This window comes from Streptomyces sp. NPDC044571 (genome assembly GCF_040647115.1).
Lineage (GTDB): Bacteria > Actinomycetota > Actinomycetes > Streptomycetales > Streptomycetaceae > Streptomyces.
In genome coordinates this window covers 25466-42454 of the sequence record NZ_JBEZBN010000020.1, presented here as the reverse complement: position 1 = coordinate 42454, position 16989 = coordinate 25466, and the positions used below count along the sequence as shown (strand labels likewise).

The 16989-nt window shown below is 71.1% G+C and carries 15 protein-coding genes; 10 read left to right on the top strand and 5 right to left on the bottom strand.

Features of this window, described 5'->3' with window-relative positions; translation table 11 throughout:
- From AB0B01_RS13330 to AB0B01_RS13320, 3 genes are read left to right on the top strand one after another with little or no spacing between them, the layout of a single operon-like run.
- Complete coding sequence (locus AB0B01_RS13330; RefSeq protein WP_361716938.1) at positions 1 to 885, top strand: SDR family NAD(P)-dependent oxidoreductase; 885 nt, start codon at positions 1 to 3, stop codon at positions 883 to 885.
- 12 nt (positions 886 to 897) lie between these two features.
- Entirely contained in the window at positions 898 to 2214 is a 1317-nt protein-coding gene (locus AB0B01_RS13325; protein ID WP_361716935.1) for an amidohydrolase family protein, read from the top strand.
- Entirely contained in the window at positions 2211 to 3431 is a 1221-nt protein-coding gene (locus AB0B01_RS13320; RefSeq protein ID WP_361716932.1) for an amidohydrolase family protein, read from the top strand. Before AB0B01_RS13325 ends, AB0B01_RS13320 begins: the two co-directional genes overlap by 4 nt.
- A gap of 22 nt (positions 3432 to 3453) precedes the next feature.
- On the opposite strand, the gene AB0B01_RS13315 is transcribed toward AB0B01_RS13320, so the two are convergent.
- On the bottom strand, positions 3454 to 6537 hold the full coding sequence (locus AB0B01_RS13315) for an NACHT domain-containing protein (protein ID WP_361716929.1): 3084 nt from the start codon (positions 6535 to 6537) through the stop codon (positions 3454 to 3456).
- Between the two features lie 92 nt (positions 6538 to 6629).
- Between AB0B01_RS13315 and AB0B01_RS13310 the strand changes: the two genes are divergently transcribed.
- The 3 genes from AB0B01_RS13310 to AB0B01_RS13300 are packed head-to-tail and all read left to right on the top strand — an operon-like array spanning position 6630 to position 9289.
- Positions 6630 to 7508 (top strand): sterol desaturase family protein, encoded by an 879-nt coding sequence (locus AB0B01_RS13310; RefSeq protein ID WP_361716926.1) that lies wholly within the window; start codon positions 6630 to 6632, stop codon positions 7506 to 7508.
- A complete protein-coding gene (locus tag AB0B01_RS13305) occupies positions 7505 to 8209 on the top strand; it encodes a lysoplasmalogenase (protein ID WP_361716923.1) in 705 nt (234 codons plus the stop codon). Before AB0B01_RS13310 ends, AB0B01_RS13305 begins: the two co-directional genes overlap by 4 nt.
- 36 nt (positions 8210 to 8245) lie before the next feature.
- The gene (locus AB0B01_RS13300) at positions 8246 to 9289 is read left to right on the top strand and encodes a zinc-dependent alcohol dehydrogenase family protein (RefSeq protein WP_361716920.1); all 1044 of its coding nucleotides are present in this window, start codon (positions 8246 to 8248) and stop codon (positions 9287 to 9289) included.
- Positions 9290 to 9350: 61 nt separating this feature from the next.
- Here AB0B01_RS13300 and AB0B01_RS13295 read toward each other — a convergent pair whose 3' ends face one another.
- Positions 9351 to 10892 (bottom strand): S8 family serine peptidase, encoded by a 1542-nt coding sequence (locus tag AB0B01_RS13295; RefSeq protein WP_361716917.1) that lies wholly within the window; start codon positions 10890 to 10892, stop codon positions 9351 to 9353.
- A 259-nt stretch (positions 10893 to 11151) separates the two neighbouring features.
- Between AB0B01_RS13295 and AB0B01_RS13290 the strand changes: the two genes are divergently transcribed.
- The 3 genes from AB0B01_RS13290 (at position 11152) to moaA (ending at position 14343) form a co-directional block, all read left to right on the top strand.
- Positions 11152 to 11517, top strand: coding sequence for a DUF485 domain-containing protein (locus tag AB0B01_RS13290; protein WP_361716915.1), 366 nt, complete (start codon positions 11152 to 11154; stop codon positions 11515 to 11517).
- Positions 11514 to 13175 (top strand): cation acetate symporter, encoded by a 1662-nt coding sequence (locus AB0B01_RS13285; RefSeq protein ID WP_361716912.1) that lies wholly within the window; start codon positions 11514 to 11516, stop codon positions 13173 to 13175. Before AB0B01_RS13290 ends, AB0B01_RS13285 begins: the two co-directional genes overlap by 4 nt.
- Positions 13176 to 13353: 178 nt before the next feature.
- Positions 13354 to 14343 (top strand): GTP 3',8-cyclase MoaA, encoded by a 990-nt coding sequence (gene moaA, locus AB0B01_RS13280; protein WP_361716909.1) that lies wholly within the window; start codon positions 13354 to 13356, stop codon positions 14341 to 14343.
- 19 nt (positions 14344 to 14362) lie between these two features.
- Here moaA and AB0B01_RS13275 read toward each other — a convergent pair whose 3' ends face one another.
- Both AB0B01_RS13275 and AB0B01_RS13270 read right to left on the bottom strand, forming a co-directional pair.
- The gene (locus tag AB0B01_RS13275) at positions 14363 to 14617 is read right to left on the bottom strand and encodes a hypothetical protein (RefSeq protein ID WP_361717115.1); all 255 of its coding nucleotides are present in this window, start codon (positions 14615 to 14617) and stop codon (positions 14363 to 14365) included.
- Positions 14618 to 14794: 177 nt separating this feature from the next.
- A complete protein-coding gene (locus AB0B01_RS13270; protein ID WP_361716906.1) occupies positions 14795 to 15127 on the bottom strand; it encodes a DUF3099 domain-containing protein in 333 nt (110 codons plus the stop codon).
- A gap of 179 nt (positions 15128 to 15306) precedes the next feature.
- Here AB0B01_RS13270 and AB0B01_RS13265 point away from each other — a divergent pair, with 179 nt between their 5' ends.
- Positions 15307 to 15588: a GlsB/YeaQ/YmgE family stress response membrane protein gene (locus AB0B01_RS13265; RefSeq protein ID WP_361716903.1), complete on the top strand. Its 282-nt coding sequence runs from the start codon at positions 15307 to 15309 to the stop codon at positions 15586 to 15588.
- 116 nt (positions 15589 to 15704) lie between these two features.
- On the opposite strand, the gene tyrS is transcribed toward AB0B01_RS13265, so the two are convergent.
- Positions 15705 to 16970 carry a tyrosine--tRNA ligase gene (gene tyrS, locus AB0B01_RS13260; protein WP_361716900.1) on the bottom strand — a complete coding sequence of 422 codons (1266 nt, stop codon included), beginning with the start codon at positions 16968 to 16970 and terminating at the stop codon, positions 15705 to 15707.
- Positions 16971 to 16989 lie beyond the last annotated feature (19 nt).

Below are 16989 nucleotides of genomic sequence, written 5' to 3'. Positions count from 1 at the left end.
ATGCGGCTCGCACCGGGACAGGTGGCCGTCGTCACCGGCGCCGCCGGCGGGATCGGCCTCGCCATGGCCCGCCGCTTCGCCGCCGAGGGCCTCAAGGTCGTCCTCGCCGACGTGGAGGAGGGCGCCCTGCACAAGGCCGCCGACGACCTGGCCGCGGAGGGCGCCGAGGTCCTCGCCCGGCTCGTGGACGTCGCCGACCGCGATTCCGTGACCGCGCTCGCCGACGCCGCGTACGAGGCCTTCGGAGCCGTCCACGTGCTCTGCAACAACGCGGGCGTCGGCTCCGGCGCCGAGGGCCGGATGTGGGAACACGAACCCAACGACTGGAAATGGGCCTTCTCCGTCAACGTGTGGGGCGTCTTCCACGGCATCCAGGCCTTCGTCCCCCGCATGATCGCCGGCGGCGGCCCCGGGCACGTCGTCAACACCTCCTCCGGCGACGGCGGCATCGCCCCCCTGCCCACCGCCTCCGTGTACGCCGTCACCAAGGCGGCCGTCGTCACCATGACCGAATCCCTGTACGCCCACCTCAGGGCGGAGCGCGCGCCCGTCGGCGCCTCCGTCCTCTTCCCCGGACCGCACATGCTGCGCACGGGGCTGTGGGAGTCCCACCGCAACCGGCCCGAGCGGTACGCGAAGCAGCGGCCGCGCAGGACCCCGTACCGCACCCTGGACCAGTACGAGGCCGCCATGCGCAAGGCCGGCCACGAGGTGCGGTTCACCCCGGTCGAGGAGGTCGCCGAGCACGTCGTCGACGGCATCCGCGCCGACCGCTTCTGGATGCTCCCGGCGAGCGAGCACAGCGATCGGCAGATCCGCGCCCGGTCGCAGTCGATGCTCGACCGGACCAACCCCGCCTACCTGGAAAGCTTCATCCTCGACTGAGGGGGCTCAGCCGTGTCCGACGACGCGCACGAAGACCCGTACGCAGACCGGTACGAAGACCCGTACCTGATCATCTCCTCCGACTGCCACGCCGGTCTGCCGACCGAGCAGTACCGCCCGTACCTGGAGCGGAAGTTCCATCCGCAGTTCGACGAGTTCCTCGGCCAGCGCGAGGCCCGGCGGGAGGAGGCCACCCGCCTGGGCGTCCGCAACGAGGCGTTCGCCGAGAAGTGGTTCCACGACCACGAGGAAGGCCTCAAGGGCGGCTGGGACGTGGCCCAGCGGCTCAAGGAGCTCGACGGCGACGGCGTCGCCGCCGAGGTCGTCTTTCCCGACGCGGACGCCGTCGACAGCCAGACCGCCGCGCCCTTCGGGGTGGGCCTCGGGCTCTCCGGCGACCAGGACCCCGAACTCGGCATGGCGGGCGCCCAGGCCCACAACCGCTGGCTGGCCGAGTTCGTCACACAGCACCCCGAGCGCCACTGCGGGGTCGCGCTGCTGCCCGTCACCGGAGAGCCGGCGAAGGTCGTCGCCGAGATCCACCGGGCGAAGGAGTCCGGCCTGGGCGCGCTGATGATCCCGTCCATGTGGGTGGACAAGGCGCCCTACCACGACCGGCGCTACGACCCGGTCTGGGCGGCCGCCGCCGAGACGGCGATGCCGATCGTGACCCACTCGGGCGCCGCACCGCGGCACGAGTACGGCGACCACCTCGGCATCTACGTCTCCGAGGTCACCTGGTGGCCGGCCCGCCCCCTGTGGTTCCTGCTGTGGTCCGGGGTCTTCGAGCGGCACCCCGGGCTGAGGTTCGGCGTGGCCGAGTCGGGCTGCTGGTGGCTGCCGAACCAGCTGTGGTTCATGGACCGGCTCTACCTGGGCGCGCACGGCGGCAAGAAGCTCTCGCCGTTCGCGGAGCTGAAGCGGCCGCCGAGCGAGTACCTGGACCGCCAGGTCTTCATCTGCGCGACCAACACCAAGCGGCGCGAGCTGGCGCAGCGCTACGAGATCGGCGTCGACAACATCCTGTGGGGCTCGGACTTCCCGCACCCGGAGGGAACCTGGCCGAACACCCGCACCTGGCTGCGCACCACCTTCCACGACATCCCGGTCGCGGAGACCCGCCGGATGCTGGGCCTGGCGGCGGCTGAGGTCTTCGGCTTCGACACGGCCGAGCTCGCCCCGATCGCCCGCCGGATCGGGCCGACGCCGGCGGAACTCGGCCAGTCCCCGGACCAGGCGGCGGTGGAGGCCTCCTGGGCGCGCTCGCGGGAGGTGGGCCGGCACTGGCTGACGGAGAACGACTTCCCGGTCCTGGGGGTCTCGTCATGACGGGGGACCGCTACACCGTGATCTCGGCGGACTGCCACGCGGGTGCCGACCTGCTCGACTACAAGCCCTACCTGGAGAAGCGCCATCACGAGGATTTCGACGCCTGGGCCGCCACGTACGTGAACCCGTACGAGGACCTCCTCGCGGACACGGCGGACCGCAACTGGAACTCGCAGCGCCGGCTGACGGAGCTGGAGGCGGACGGCATCGTCGCCGAGGTCGTCTTCCCCAACACCATCCCGCCGTTCTTCCCCAAGGCCGCCCTGATGGCCCAGCCGCCGACGGCCGCGGAGTACGCGATGCGGTGGGCCGGCCTCCAGGCCCACAACCGCTGGCTGGCCGACTTCTGCGCGGACGCCCCGGGCCGGCGGGCCGGCGTGGCGCAGATCCTGCTGAACGACGTCGACGAGGCGGTACGGGAGATCCGCCGCACGAGGGAGGCGGGCCTGACCGGCGGGATCCTGCTGCCGGGCGTGCCGCCCGGCTCGCCGGTCCCCGAGCTCCACTCGGCCGCGTACGACCCCGTCTGGGCGGTGTGCGAGGAACTGGAGGTGCCGGTCAACCACCACGGCGGCTCGGCCTCGCCGCCGCTCGGCGACGAACCGGCGGCCCGGGCCGTCTTCATGGTGGAGACCACCTGGTTCTCGCACCGCGCGCTGTGGCACCTGATCTTCGGCGGTGTCTTCCACCGCCACCCGGGGCTCAAGCTGGTGCTGACGGAGCAGGGCTCCGGCTGGATCCCGGGCGTGCTGGAGATGCTGGACTACTACCACGGCCGCCTGGTCGCGGCCTCCGCCACGGCCGAGTCCAAGTTCGGGGCCGGCCTCGCCGACTCCATGGGCCGGGGCCCCAGCGAGGTCTGGCGGGACAACTGCTTCGTGGGGGCGAGCTTCATGCGCCCGCACGAGGTGCCGCTGCGGGAGCGGATCGGCCTCGACAAGATCATGTGGGGCAGCGACTACCCCCACGACGAGGGCACCACCCCCTTCTCCCGCGAAGGCCTGCGCATCGCGTACGCGGGCCTGCCGAGGGAGGAGGTGGCGGCGATGGTCGGCGGCAACGCGGCCCGCGTCTACGGCTTCGACCTGGCCCGGCTGGACGCGCTGGCGGCGAAGCACGGCCCGCTGGTCTCGGAGATCGCCGAACCGTTGACCCGGATCCCCCCGGAGGCCACCAGCCCGGCTTTCGCCCGCGGGGGGTCGGTCCGGGTCTGGTGACGAACGGCTCCCGCCGAGCGGCTCAGTTCTTGTACACGAGCCGCCCCGGCGGGAACAGTTCGGTTCCGAGCAGGGCGTTGGGGCCGAACACGTCGATGAAGAGGTCTTCCCTGGCAGCCAGCGGAGACAGGTCGACGGGCCCGGTGGAGAAGCTCACCGCGAGCCGGGTCAGGCGCGGCAGCGCGAGCAGGGGCTCCAGCCCCGAGGCGAGACTGCACTTGTACAGGAGGAGCTCGGTCAGCTGCTCGTGCCGGACCAGCTGCGAAGGGTCGACCGCCATGGTGTGCAGCTGCAGGATGTTCAGGGCCGGCGCCGACTGCTGCGCCGCCAGCTGAGCGGTCTGCCGTTCACCGGAGAGAGTCAGCACCCTGAGGTCCGGCCATCGTTCGAGCCCGTGCAGGTCCAGGAGGGAGGCATTCTCCCACAGCCCGAAGGAGCGCAGGGAGTCGGGCACCGCCAGCTCCCCGACGTTGCGGACGTCCATTGCGAAGTCGAGGGTGAGATGGGTGAGGTGGTCCAGCGAGGCCAGGGGGCTCAGGGAGAGTCCCGGCCGCACCCGGGTGAGCGTCACGGTCTGCAGGGGCAGCCCGGACAACGGGCCGAGGTCCTCGACCCGGGGGCATTCGTAGAGACCCAGATAGCTGAGCCGCTCGAACCGGGCCAGCGGGGAGAGGTCGGTGAGCAGCTCGTCCTGCTGGAGGGCGAGTCCTTCGAGCCGCCCGTGCATGAGCGTCACCGCGTCGGGAATCCCGAGCCCTCCCCTCAGGGTCAGGTTCCGCACTGCCGGGAGCCGGTCCAGCAAGGACAGTTCCTCGGCAGACTCCACGGTCAGGTAGGTGTGGGACAGGTCGACTTCGGTCAGGACCGTGTCCGCGTATGCGATCCGGTCGAAGTGCTGCCAGCCGCCCGCCAACTGGGCCCTGACCATGGGCCGGGTGTCGGCCCGGAACCGGGTGAGCACAGCCAAGGCCTGCGGTCCGCCCACGAGGGCAGCGGTGCGTACCACTGCTGCGGCCTCCGCCTCGGACAAGTCGTCCGAGCCGGGCAGCAGATCGAGGACCAGCTCGCCGGCCTTGGCCAGTTCCTCGGCCTGGGAGAGCCGGGTGGGCGGCAGCAGCTCCGCAGTGCGACTCTGGATCTCGGCGCGGACGGCCGGGTCCAGTTCCGCGGCGTGTTCCAGGCAGGCCGCCGCCAGCAGGACCAGGCGGCTGCGGGCGGTCTTGACCTTGTCCGCGCGCTTCAGCAGGCCCCGCAGGATCCGGGTCCGCTCGTCGGGGCGGGCGTGGCCCACCGCCATGCGGACCACGTCGTCCCACGTGTCGTCCTGCGCGTTCTTCACCAGGACGCCGAAGTCCCGGGATTCCACCGCCGCCTTGGCGCCCAGGTAGTCCTGGAAGGTGCGGTGGACGAAGTCCACCGAGCCCTTCACCGGCTCGCGCAGCAGCCCGCTGCGGATCAGCAGGTGCGAGAACACCTGCTCCGCGTCGCCCTGCTCACGCACCTGCGGCATCGAATCGAGCCACTCGCCCACCATCTCGACGGCTTCGTCCCGGCCCGCCTCCACCTGCCCGTTGCGGATCAGCCAGTACGCGAACCGCTGGAGCAGGGCGATCTGCTCCTCGCGGGTGAGGTAGACCCCCTCGACCCCGCTGATCTCCCGCTCGGTGTCCCGCCGGACCAGCAGCATGTCCAACGCCGCGTCGTACAGCTCCTTGCGGGCCCGCGGCAGCTGCATCCTCCGGTCCCGGTTCAGCGCGCAGAGCAGGGCGCACATCAGCGGGTTGGTCGCCAGCCGGCCCAGGTCCCGCCGCGCGCCCACCGCCTCCAGCAGCGAGGTCTCGTACGCGTCGAGCTCCTGCCCGCAGGGGTCGGCCTCCGCCCGGGCCGCCGCGTGCCAGTGGCCGATGAAGGACCGGATGTCCTCCCGCTCCATCGGCAGCAGCGAGTGCGGCGTGAAGCCCAGGCCCGCGAGCCAGTCCTCCGAGACCGCCGACGGGCGCGTGGTCACCACGTACCGCGCCTTCGGGAAGGCGGTGACGAGCGAGCGCAGCCAGGTCTCGGTACGGGCGCGCAGCCGCTGCGGGACCTCGTCCACGCCGTCCACCAGGATCAACGCCCGGCCCGAGGCCATCAGTTCCTCGGTCCAGCCGGGCGGGGCCGCCAGCGGGACGCCCGAGGCGCGGAGGAACTCCTCCGGCAGGGGCAGGCTCTGCGCCGAGGTGAACGCCCGCAGCCGCAGGACGAACGGCACGCGGGTGCCCCACGGACCCCCGGCCTGCCGGGCCGCGTTCACCGCCAGCCACTGCACCAGCGTGCTCTTGCCCGAGCCCGCCGGGCCGCGCAGCAGCACCCGGTCCGTCGCGCCGAGGGCCGTTTCCGCCTTGACGGTGGTCTGGTGCACGCCCGGTTCGCCCGGCACCGGCTGCTGCTCGCCGCTCACGCCGAGGCTGATGTAGGCGAGGTCCAGCGGCCATTCCTGCCGCGCCCTGCCGGTGGTCAGCCCGAACAGCTGGAGGCGGCCGTGCGTCTCGGCGACGTAGCGCGCGTACCGCTCCTCGAAGGCGTACGCCGCCCCGTCCCCGGCACGGCCGAGCCGGTCCACCGCCCGCGCCAGTTCCCCGGTGCGCCGTACCAGTTCGACATCGGCCCGGGCCCCGAAGCCCGGCAGGGTGGTCAGGTACTCCACCACGTGCGTGCAGCACAGCCGGACCAGGTCCCGGTAGAGGGCCCGGGCCGGGTCGCTCAGGGCCGCGCCGGCCGGCTCCGGCAGCAGCGCCATCAGGGCGGCCGGGTCCAGGTCCGCCGCCAACAGGGCGTCCGCCTTCAAGGTGCCCAGGCCCGCGAAGGCGTCGCCCACCGCGTCCACCGCCGCCAGGCGCTCGTGCTCCGGGAGGCCGGCCGTCGCCTTGCCGAGGCGCGCCGCCAGCGTTTCGGACAGTCGGCGGATCTCCGGTGCGCCGAGGTCCGCCGGGCGGCGCCAGCGGGGTGCCACCGCGGCCGGGTCCGCCGCCAGGCCCGCACCCGGGGCGCGGGCCAGCAGGGACCTGGCGAGCGTGCTCGCCGCCGTACTCGCCACCCGTAAGAGAACCGTCTCGAAGCCTGTCATTCCCACCCTCCCCGAACCGCCGGTAACTCCGACGGATACCGATCGGTAACACCCCCTAGCGGCACCCCGGAAGCCGCCTCTATGGTGCGGGCATGCCGAACCTGCCCGATGTCGTGCTGTGGTCCATACCTGCCTTCGTGCTGCTCACCGTCGTCGAGTTGGTGAGCTACCGCGTCCATCCCGACGAGGACGCCGCCGGGTACGAGACCAAAGACGCCGTCACCAGTATCGGCATGGGACTGGGCAGCCTGGTCTTCGACTTCCTCTGGAAGATCCCGATCGTGGCGATCTACACCGCGGTCTACGAGCTGACCCCGCTGCGGGTGCCCGTGCTGTGGTGGACCATCCCGCTCATGCTGCTCGCGCAGGACTTCTGCTACTACTGGCAGCACCGCGAGCACCACGTCATCCGCATCCTGTGGGCCTGCCACGTCGTCCACCACAGCAGCCGGAAGTTCAACCTCACCACCGCCCTGCGCCAGCCGTGGACGAGCGCCACCTCCTGGCCGTTCTACTTGCCGATGATCGCCCTCGGCGTGCACCCGGCCGCCATCGCCTTCTGCTACTCGGTCAACCTCGTGTACCAGTTCTGGATCCACACCGAGCGCATCGACAAGCTGCCCCGCCCCGTCGAGTACGTCTTCAACACCCCCTCCCACCACCGCGTCCACCACGCCTCCCAAGGCGGCTACCTGGACCGCAACTTCGGCGGGATCCTGATCATCTGGGACCGGATCTTCGGCTCCTGGGCGGGGGAGGACGAGAAGCCCGTCTTCGGACTGACCAAGAACATCAACACCTACAACCCGCTGCGGGTCGCGACCCACGAATACGCCGCCATCGCCCGCGACCTCCGCGCCGCCCGCAGCTGGCGCGAGCGCGCCGGGCGGGTGTTCCGCGGCCCCGGCTGGCAGCCCGCCGCCCCGGCCGGGCAGCCCGCGGCGAAGAAGGCCCCGGAGCACGCCGCGTGAGTGCCGCCGAATCCCGTACGCCCTCCTGGGCGCGCCCCGCGCCCGCCGCCCGCGGGACCGCCGGTCGGATCCTGCTCGGCGCCTTCGCCGCCGCGACCGCCGCCGACCTCTGCGCCCTGCTCGTGGACTGGCACCTCGGGCACGTCCTCGCGAAGCCGCTGCTGATGCCGCTGCTCATCGCCCACGTGCTCACGCTCCGGGCCCCCCGCCTCCTCGTCGCCGCCCTGCTGTGCGGCTGGGGCGGGGACCTGGCGCTGCTCTTCGACGCCGACGCCGCCTTCCTGATCGGCATGGGCTCCTTCGCCGCCGGGCACGTCTGCTACCTCGTGCTCTTCGGCAGGCGCAGGACGCATCCCGCGCTCGGGGGCGCGTACGCCGTCGCCCTGCTGGGGACCGTCGGGCTGCTCTGGGGCGACCTGCCGGCCGGCCTGCGCATCCCCGTCGCCTGCTACAGCCTGCTGCTCACCGCCATGGCCTACCGCTCCAGCGCCCTCGGCCTGCGCGCGGGGCTGGGCGGGGCCCTGTTCCTGCTCTCCGACACCCTCATCGCCACCGGCGTCGCGGAATGGCCCCAGCTGCCCCGGCCCGACTTCTGGATCATGGCGACCTATGCGGCAGCCCAGTACCTCCTGGCCACGGGAGCAGTGGCCGCAGCACAGGGGTACGGGCAGGCGTACGGTAGGACAGTCCTACAGGACTGAACCATCACCACCGACGATCACGAGGGATGCACCACCATGCGCGCCACCGTCATCCACGCTCCGCACGACATCCGCGTGGAGGAGGTGCCCGACGCTGCGATCCAGCGCCCCGAGGACGCCGTCGTCCGCGTCCTGCGTGCCTGCATCTGCGGCAGCGACCTGTGGGCCTACCGCGGTGAGGCCGAGCGGCAGCCCGGCCAGCGCATCGGCCACGAGTTCCTCGGCGTGGTCGAGGAGACCGGCTCCGCGGTGTCCGGCCTGCGCGCCGGCGACCTGGTCGTCGCGCCCTTCATGTGGTCCGACGGCACCTGCGACTACTGCTCCGAGGGCCTCTACACCTCCTGCGTGCACGGCGGCTTCTGGGGCTCGGTGGGCCACGACGGCGGCCAGGGCGAGGCGGTCCGCGTCCCGCACGCCGAGGGCACCCTCGTGAAGCTCCCGGCCGAGGCCGTCTCGGACGACCACCTGCTGACCGGCCTGCTCGCCCTCTCCGACGTGATGGGCACCGGCCACCACGCGGCCCTCGGCGCCGGGGTGCGCAAGGGCTCCACCGTGGCCGTCGTCGGTGACGGCGCGGTCGGCCTGTGCGGCGTCCTCGCTGCCAAGCGGCTCGGCGCCGAGCGGATCATCGCCCTGGGGCGGCACGCCGCCCGTACGGACATCGCCAAGCTCTTCGGGGCGACCGACGTCGTCGCCGAGCGCGGGGAGGCCGCCGAGGCAGCCGTCCGCGAGCTCACCGCCGGCCAGGGCGCCCACGCGGTCATCGAGGCCGTCGGCACCGAGCAGTCCATGCGCACCGCCGTGAACATCACCCGCGACGGCGGGGCCATCGGCTACGTCGGCGTCCCGCACGGCAGCGGCACCGGGCTCGACCTCGGCGTGATGTTCGACCGCAACATCACCCTGCGCGGCGGGGTGGCCCCGGTACGCGCCTACATCCCGGAGCTGCTGGAGGACGTGCTGAGCGGGGCGATCGACCCGGCGCCCGTCTTCGACCGCGCCGTGTCCCTGGGCGAGACCCCGGACGGCTACCGCGCGATGGACGACCGCAGCGCGCTGAAGGTGCTCATCAAGCCGTAGCGGCCGGACAGCCGAAAGGGCCGGGCGGGGAGACCCCGTCCGGCCCTTTCGCGTACCGGTGTTACTTCACGGCCTTCAGCGCGTCGACCACGCCGTAACCGTAGTAGCCCGTCTGGCCCCACTTGCTCTCGCAGGTGGTGGCGTCGATCAGGGCGCCCGTGGCGTCGTAGACCTTCTCCGGGCAGGCGGCCTTGGTGGCCTGCGCCTTCAGCATGGCCTGGAGCTGCGACGGCGTGGCCGTCGGGTGAGCGCTCTTGAGCAGGGCCGCGACGCCCGCGACGTGCGGACCCGCCATCGAGGTGCCCTGCTTGTAGCCGTAGCCGCCGCCCGGCAGGGTGGACAGCACGCGGCCGTTGGCGTCCGGGGTGGCCGGGACCTGCCACTTGTCGCCGCCGGGCGCCGCCACGTCCACGACGCCGAGACCGTAGCTGGAGTAGTACGACTTGAAGCCCTTGTCGCCGGTCGCGCTCACCGAGACCACACCGGGCAGCTGCGTCGGCAGGTCGAGGCAGACGTGCGGGTCGATGGTCCGCGGGACCGGGGTCGCGTCGTCCGGGCTGGTGTCGTCGGTGATCGAGTTCGAGGACAGATCCCAGTTCTCGTTGCCGGCCGAGGCCACGTTGAGCACGCCCTTGCGCTCGGCGAACTTGCTCGCCCGGCCGAGGGCCTCCACCAGCGCCTTCTGGTCGTCGTCCGTCTTGCAGTTGAAGTACCAGGGGTCGACGTAGTAGCTGTTGTTGGTCACCTCGATCCCCTTCTCGGCGGCGAACATGAAGCCGCAGACGACCGCCTCGGTGTAGAAGAGGCTGGTCCCGGGCTCGCTCACCTTGATCGCCGCGACCTTGGCTCCGGGCGCCACACCGCTGATGCCGATGCCGTTGCGGGCGGCGGCTATGGTGCCGGCCACGTGGGTGCCGTGGTCGCTGCCGTCGGCGTACGGACGCCACGCGCCCTCGGTGGTGTCCGCGACACCGCCGACGCAGTTGGCCGACTGCGCCTTGGAGAAGTTGGCGGCAAGGTCGGGGTGCGTGTCGTCGACACCCGTGTCGATGACGCCCACCGTGACGTCCGGGCTGCCATCGTTGATCTTGTGTGCCTCGTCGGCCTTGATAGCCCGCAGGTCCCACTGGTTGGGTTCGAGCGGCTCCTGACCCGCCTCGGCCGTCGCGGCCGCCTTGGCGGCGTCCGCGCTGCTCAGCTTCTGCGTAGTGCCCTCCTCGGTGGTCTGCACCGTCTTCAGGGGGGCCGTACGGGTGGCGCCGACCGACACGAACAGGCCGCGCTGCGCACGCAGCTGCTTGGCGAAGTCCGGGTTCTGGGAGTGGGCGACGACGACCCCGATCTGCTCATAGGACGTCACCACCGTTCCGCCGGCCCGCTCGATGGCCTTCGTGGCCGCCTTCATCGTGGCGTACGTGTTCAGGTTCGCCACGTACGACAGCTTGGGGCCTGAGGTGTCGGGCTTCGCAGCGGCTGCCGCGCCCGCCGTGTTGCCGAGCGGGGCGGCGGAGGCCGCGACCGAGGGCAGGAAGGCGAGCGAGGCGGTGAGCGCCAGGCCGACCGGTACGGCAATACGCCGGCGGCCAGGTCCCAGATGAGCCATGGGTTCTCCACATCATCCGCGAAAAAGCCGTCCGCGCGGGGTCGCGCAGGACGACGGGTTCATGACACGCGAACCTAGTGCCGCCGTTCGTGTTTGCGCCATCAGTTCGAGAAATCAGTTCTCAAAGAATCCGCGGGCGTTGAACCGTCCTGGCGCGCCGGCCGTGCCGTTGACAGGGGGTATCAGCGCCACCGTCCCCCACACGGAGGTTGTTTTGTCCGTCGTCCCCACCGCATCCGCGTCACAAGGAGAGCCCCCCGTGACCACCGAAGCAGCGCCGCCACCGGGCGGCACGGGCGCGCCCGCGGCGAGCCCCACGGCCGAAGAGTTCACCGTCGTCCAGCAGAGCGCCGAGTTCGCCGAACTGCGCCGTGCCCACCGCTCCTTCGCGTTCCCGCTCACCGTGGCCTTCATCGCCTGGTACCTGCTGTACGTCCTGCTGTCCAACTACGCCGGCGGCTTCATGGGGACCAAGCTGTTCGGCAACATCAACGTCGCGTTCGTGCTCGGCCTCGCCCAGTTCGGCACGACCTTCCTGATCGCCTGGCTGTACGCGCGGCACGCCGCCGAGAAGCTCGACCCCAGGGCGGCGGCCATCAAGGCGCGGATGGAGGCCGGCGAATGAGCACCCCGCTGCACGGCGCCCTGCACGGCGTTCACGCCCTGCCCGTCACGACGGCCGCCGCGGGCGGCGCCGGCGAGCACCGGGGGCTGATCATCACCCTCTTCGGGGTGTTCGTCGTCGCCACCCTCGTCATCACCGTCTGGGCCGGCCGCCAGACCAAGGACGCCGCCGACTTCTACGCGGGCGGCCGCCAGTTCACCGGCTTCCAGAACGGCCTGGCCATCTCCGGCGACTACATGTCCGCCGCATCCTTCCTCGGCATCGCCGGAGCCATCGCGCTCTTCGGCTACGACGGCTTCCTGTACTCCATCGGCTTCCTGGTGGCCTGGCTGGTGGCCCTGCTGCTCGTCGCCGAGCCGTTGCGCAACTCCGGCCGCTACACCATGGGCGACGTCCTCGCCTTCCGGATGCGCCAGCGGCCGGTGCGCACCGCCGCCGGGGTCTCGACCATCGTCGTCTCGATCTTCTATCTGCTCGCCCAGATGGCCGGCGCCGGCGTCCTCGTCTCGCTGCTGCTGGGCATCACCAGCGACGGCGGCAAGGTCGCCGTCGTCGCCCTGGTCGGCGTGCTGATGATCGTCTACGTGACCATCGGCGGCATGAAGGGCACCACCTGGGTCCAGATGGTCAAGGCCGTCCTGCTCATCGCGGGCGCCCTGCTGATCACCTTCCTGGTCCTGTTGAAGTTCCACTTCAACGTCTCCGATCTGCTCGGCAAGGCCGCCGAGAACAGCGGTCAGGGCGCCAAGTTCCTGGAGCCCGGCCTCAAGTACGGCAAGGACCCGACGACGAAGCTGGACTTCGTCTCGCTCGGCATCGCCCTGGTTCTGGGCACCGCCGGCCTGCCGCACATCCTGATCCGCTTCTACACCGTGCCCACGGCGAAGGCCGCCCGGAAGTCCGTCAACTGGGCCATCGGGATCATCGGCGCCTTCTACCTGATGACCATCGCCCTGGGCTTCGGCGCAGCCGCCCTGCTCAAGCGGACCGACATCATCGCGTCCAACAAGGCCGGCAACACCGCGGCTCCGCTGGTCGCCCAGGAGCTCGGCGGCGGCGCGGGCTCCACCGGCGGCGCGGTCCTGCTCGCCGTGATCTCGGCGGTGGCCTTCGCCACGATCCTCGCCGTGGTCGCCGGGCTCACCCTCGCCTCCTCCTCGTCCTTCGCGCACGACCTGTACGTGAACGTGATCCGCAAGGGCAACGCCACCGAACAGGAGGAGGTACGCGCGGCCCGCTGGTCCACCGTCGTGATCGGCGCCGTCGCCATCGGCCTCGGCGCCCTGGCCCGCGACCTCAACGTGGCGGGCCTCGTCGCGCTCGCCTTCGCGGTCGCCGCCTCCGCCAACCTGCCGACGATCCTCTACAGCCTCTTCTGGAAGCGCTTCACCACCCGGGGCGCGCTGTGGTCGATCTACGGAGGCCTCGTCTCGTCGGTCGTCCTGGTGCTCTTCTCCCCGGTGGTCTCGGGCAAGCCCACCTCGATGTTCAAGGACGCCGACTTCTACTGGTTCCCGCTGGAGAACCCCGGGATCATCTCCATCCCGCTCGGTTTCCTCCTCGGCTGGCTCGGAACGCTCCTGTCCAAGGAGAAGGCCGACCCCGCGAAGTACGCGGAACTCGAAGTCAGGTCCCTGACGGGAACAGGCGCCCACTGACATGCTCCGAGCACCCGGCGTGGCCGTGTCGTAGGTCCCTACGACACGGCCACGTTGCGTCTCGTTCATTCAGGCACCACAACAAGACACATGCGTCGCGTAGGCTCGAATGCAGCGCACGCATGTCTCATCCGAGCTGCGCGACCTCTACAGATCCGGACAGGGGAGGGGGCCCACAGTGCTTCTCGACACCTACGGCCGCGTGGCCACTGACCTGCGTGTCTCACTCACCGACCGGTGCAATCTGCGCTGTACGTACTGCATGCCCGAAGAGGGTCTGCAGTGGCTCGGCAAGTCGGACCTGCTGACCGACGAGGAGATCGTCCGGCTGATCCGCATCGCGGTCACCCGGCTCGGGATCACCGAGGTCCGCTTCACCGGCGGGGAACCGCTGCTGCGCCCCGGCCTGGTCGGGATCGTCGAGCAGTGCGCGGCCCTGGAGCCCCGCCCGAAGATGTCGCTGACCACCAACGGGATCGGCCTCAAGCGCACCGCCCAGGCCCTGAGGGCCGCCGGCCTCGACCGGGTAAACGTTTCCCTGGACACTCTGCGCCCCGAGGTCTTCAAGACCCTCACCCGGCGCGACCGCCACCACGACGTCCTGGACGGCATGGCCGCCGCCCGCGAGGCCGGCTTGACCCCCGTCAAGGTCAACGCGGTCCTGATGCCGGGCCTCAACGACGACGAGGCCCCGGACCTGCTCGCCTGGGCCGTGGAGAACGAGTACGAGCTCCGCTTCATCGAGCAGATGCCGCTCGACGCCCAGCACGGCTGGAAGCGTGACGGCATGATCACCGCCGGTGACATCCTGACTTCCCTGCGTACCCGCTTCACCCTCACGGAAGAGGGCGCGGAGGAGCGCGGCTCCGCCCCGGCCGAGCGCTGGATCGTCGACGGCGGCCCGGCCACGGTCGGTGTCATCGCCTCGGTCACCCGCCCGTTCTGCGGCGCCTGCGACCGTACGCGGCTCACTGCCGACGGGCAGATCCGCACCTGCCTGTTCGCCACCGAGGAATCGGACCTGCGCGGCGCGCTGCGCTCGGGCGCCCCCGACGAGGAGATCGCCCGCCTGTGGAAGGTGGCGATGTGGGGCAAGAAGGCCGGGTCCGGTCTCGACGACCCGTCCTTCCTGCAGCCCGACCGCCCCATGTCGGCGATCGGCGGCTAGCGGCAGTGTCCGAGCGCGTCTAGCCGCGCTCCGATCCCTCCGGCTGTACCCACTCGCCGAGCTTCACCACGTCCTTGAGGAAACCGCGGACATCCAGGAACCGGGACAGGTGTTCGCGGTGCTCCTCGCAAGCCAGCCAGGTCTTGCGGCGCTCCGGCGTGTGCAGCTTCGGGTTGTTCCATGCCAGCACCCAGACGGCTGCGTCGCGGCAGCCCTTGGCGGAGCAGGTGGGCACGTCGGAGGCGTCGGAGGCGCCGGAGGAGTCGGGGAACAGGGGGAAGTCAGGGGAGTTCACGCCTCAACCCTACAAACCCGGCCCGGGAAACCGAACGGAAAGGCGACGCCGAGCAGCCACGGGGGGAGCTGCCCGGCGTCGGTCCGTCGCTCCGACGGGGGATGCGGAGCGCGTAGGCAGTATGTCACGCAGGACCCGGTGCGGTGCACCGGAACTTCATGATTGATCTGAGGTTTTCTTGAGGTTTCCGGAGTCCAGTGCCGGACGCACCGGAGACGGCATGAAGTTCGAGGGCAGCGAGGGGGTCGACTCGCGCCCCGCATTGGCGATGACCACGGCGACATAGGGCAGCAGACCGCCCGCGATCAGGGTCACGATCGCCACGTGGCGCTCCACGTTCCACAGGATCACCGTCGCCAGGACCGACAGGGTCCTGATGACCATCGACATCACGTACCGGCGCTGGCGGCCCCGTACGTCCTCGTCGAGGCCCAGCCGCGCCCCGGTGATCCGGAAGACCTGGGTCTTGTTCCGCCTCTTCCGCTCCATGCTCCACCGCCCGCCATCCACCTGCCGGACAATCCCGCCCGGACCCTCCCACCGTACGCCGCCGCCCCGGCCGGCAGCAGAGGGGGTGTCCCCCGAACGGACCCGCCCGACATGCGCCGTGTCGGGGGCGGGCCGAGGCTGGGCCCACATGCGCACAACGCGCCACGAGGAGGCTCGACATGCATTGGTTGTGGGCGATTATCGTCGGTGCGGTGCTGGGGCTGATAGCCCGGGCCATCCTGCCGGGCAAGCAGCATCAGCCGATCTGGCTGACCGTGATCTTCGGCATGATCGGCGGCATCCTCGGCAACGCCGTGGCCACCTGGATCGGTGTCCACGACACCAAGGGCATCGACTGGGTCCGGCACTTGCTGCAGCTTGCCGGAGCCGTCGTGATCGTGGCCCTCGGCGACATGGTCTACATGGCGGTCCGCGGCGACCGCAGACGCCAGACGACCTGACGCGCCCGGGCCGGCAGCACGGCACAGGGGCCGGCCGGACCGGCACCGCCCGGCGGTAGCCGGGGGAGCGTCCGAACCGGCCCCTGCGCCGTGTCGTCGTGACCGAGGTGTGCGGCTCAGCCGGTGACCTCGACCGCCGCGAGGTTCTTCTTGCCGCGGCGCAGCACGAGCCACCGCCCGTGCAGCAGGTCCTCCTTGGCCGGGACCGCGTCCTCGGCGGTGACCTTCACATTGTTCACGTAGGCACCGCCCTCCTTCACGGTCCGGCGCCCGGCCGACTTGCTCGCGACCAGACCGGTCTCCGCGAACAGGTCCACCACCAGGGCGAGCTCGGCGACCTGGGCGTGCGGCAGCTCGGACAGGGCCGCGGCCAGCGTGGCCTCGTCCAGGTCCGCCAGCTCGCCCTGGCCGAACAGCGCCTTCGACGCGGCGATCACGGCGGCGCACTGCTCGGCGCCGTGCACCAGCGTCGTCAGCTCCTCCGCCAGGGCCCGCTGCGCGGCGCGCGCCTGCGGCCGCTCGGCCGTCTGCTCCTCCAGCTCCTCCAGCTCCTCGCGGGACTTGAAGGACAGGATCCGCATGTAGGTCGAGATATCCCGGTCGTCCACGTTCAGCCAGAACTGGTAGAACGCGTACGGCGTGGTCATCTCCGGGTCGAGCCAGACGGCCCCGCCCTCGGTCTTGCCGAACTTGGTGCCGTCCGCCTTGACCATCAGCGGGGTCGCCAGCGCGTGCACCTGCGCGTGCGGCTCCAGGCGGTGGATCAGGTCGAGGCCGGCCGTCAGGTTGCCCCACTGGTCCGAGCCGCCCTGCTGCAGCGTGCAGCCGTGGCGCCGGTACAGCTCCAGGAAGTCCATGCCCTGGAGCAGCTGGTAGCTGAACTCGGTGTAGCTGATGCCCTGGTCGGACTCCAGCCGCTTGGCCACCGAGTCCTTCGTCAGCATCTTGTTGACGCGGAAGTGCTTGCCGATGTCCCGCAGGAACTCGATGGCGGACATGCCCGCCGTCCAGTCCAGGTTGTTGACCATGACCGCGGCGTTCTCGCCCTCGAAGGACAGGAACGGCTCGATCTGGGTACGCAGCCGCTGCACCCACTCCGCGATGGTCGCCGGATCGTTCAGGGTGCGCTCGGCGGTCGGCCGCGGGTCACCGATCTGTCCGGTGGCCCCGCCGACCAGCGCGAGCGGCTTGTTCCCGGCGAGCTGGAGCCGGCGCATGGTCAGCACCTGCACCAGGTGACCCACGTGCAGCGAGGCCGCCGTCGGGTCGTAGCCGCAATAGAACGTGACAGGACCGTCCGCGAACGCCTTGCGCAGCGCTTCTTCGTCGGTGGACTGGGCGAACAGCCCGCGCCACTTCAGTTCGTCGACGATGTCCGTCACGGTCTCTCGACTCCTTCGA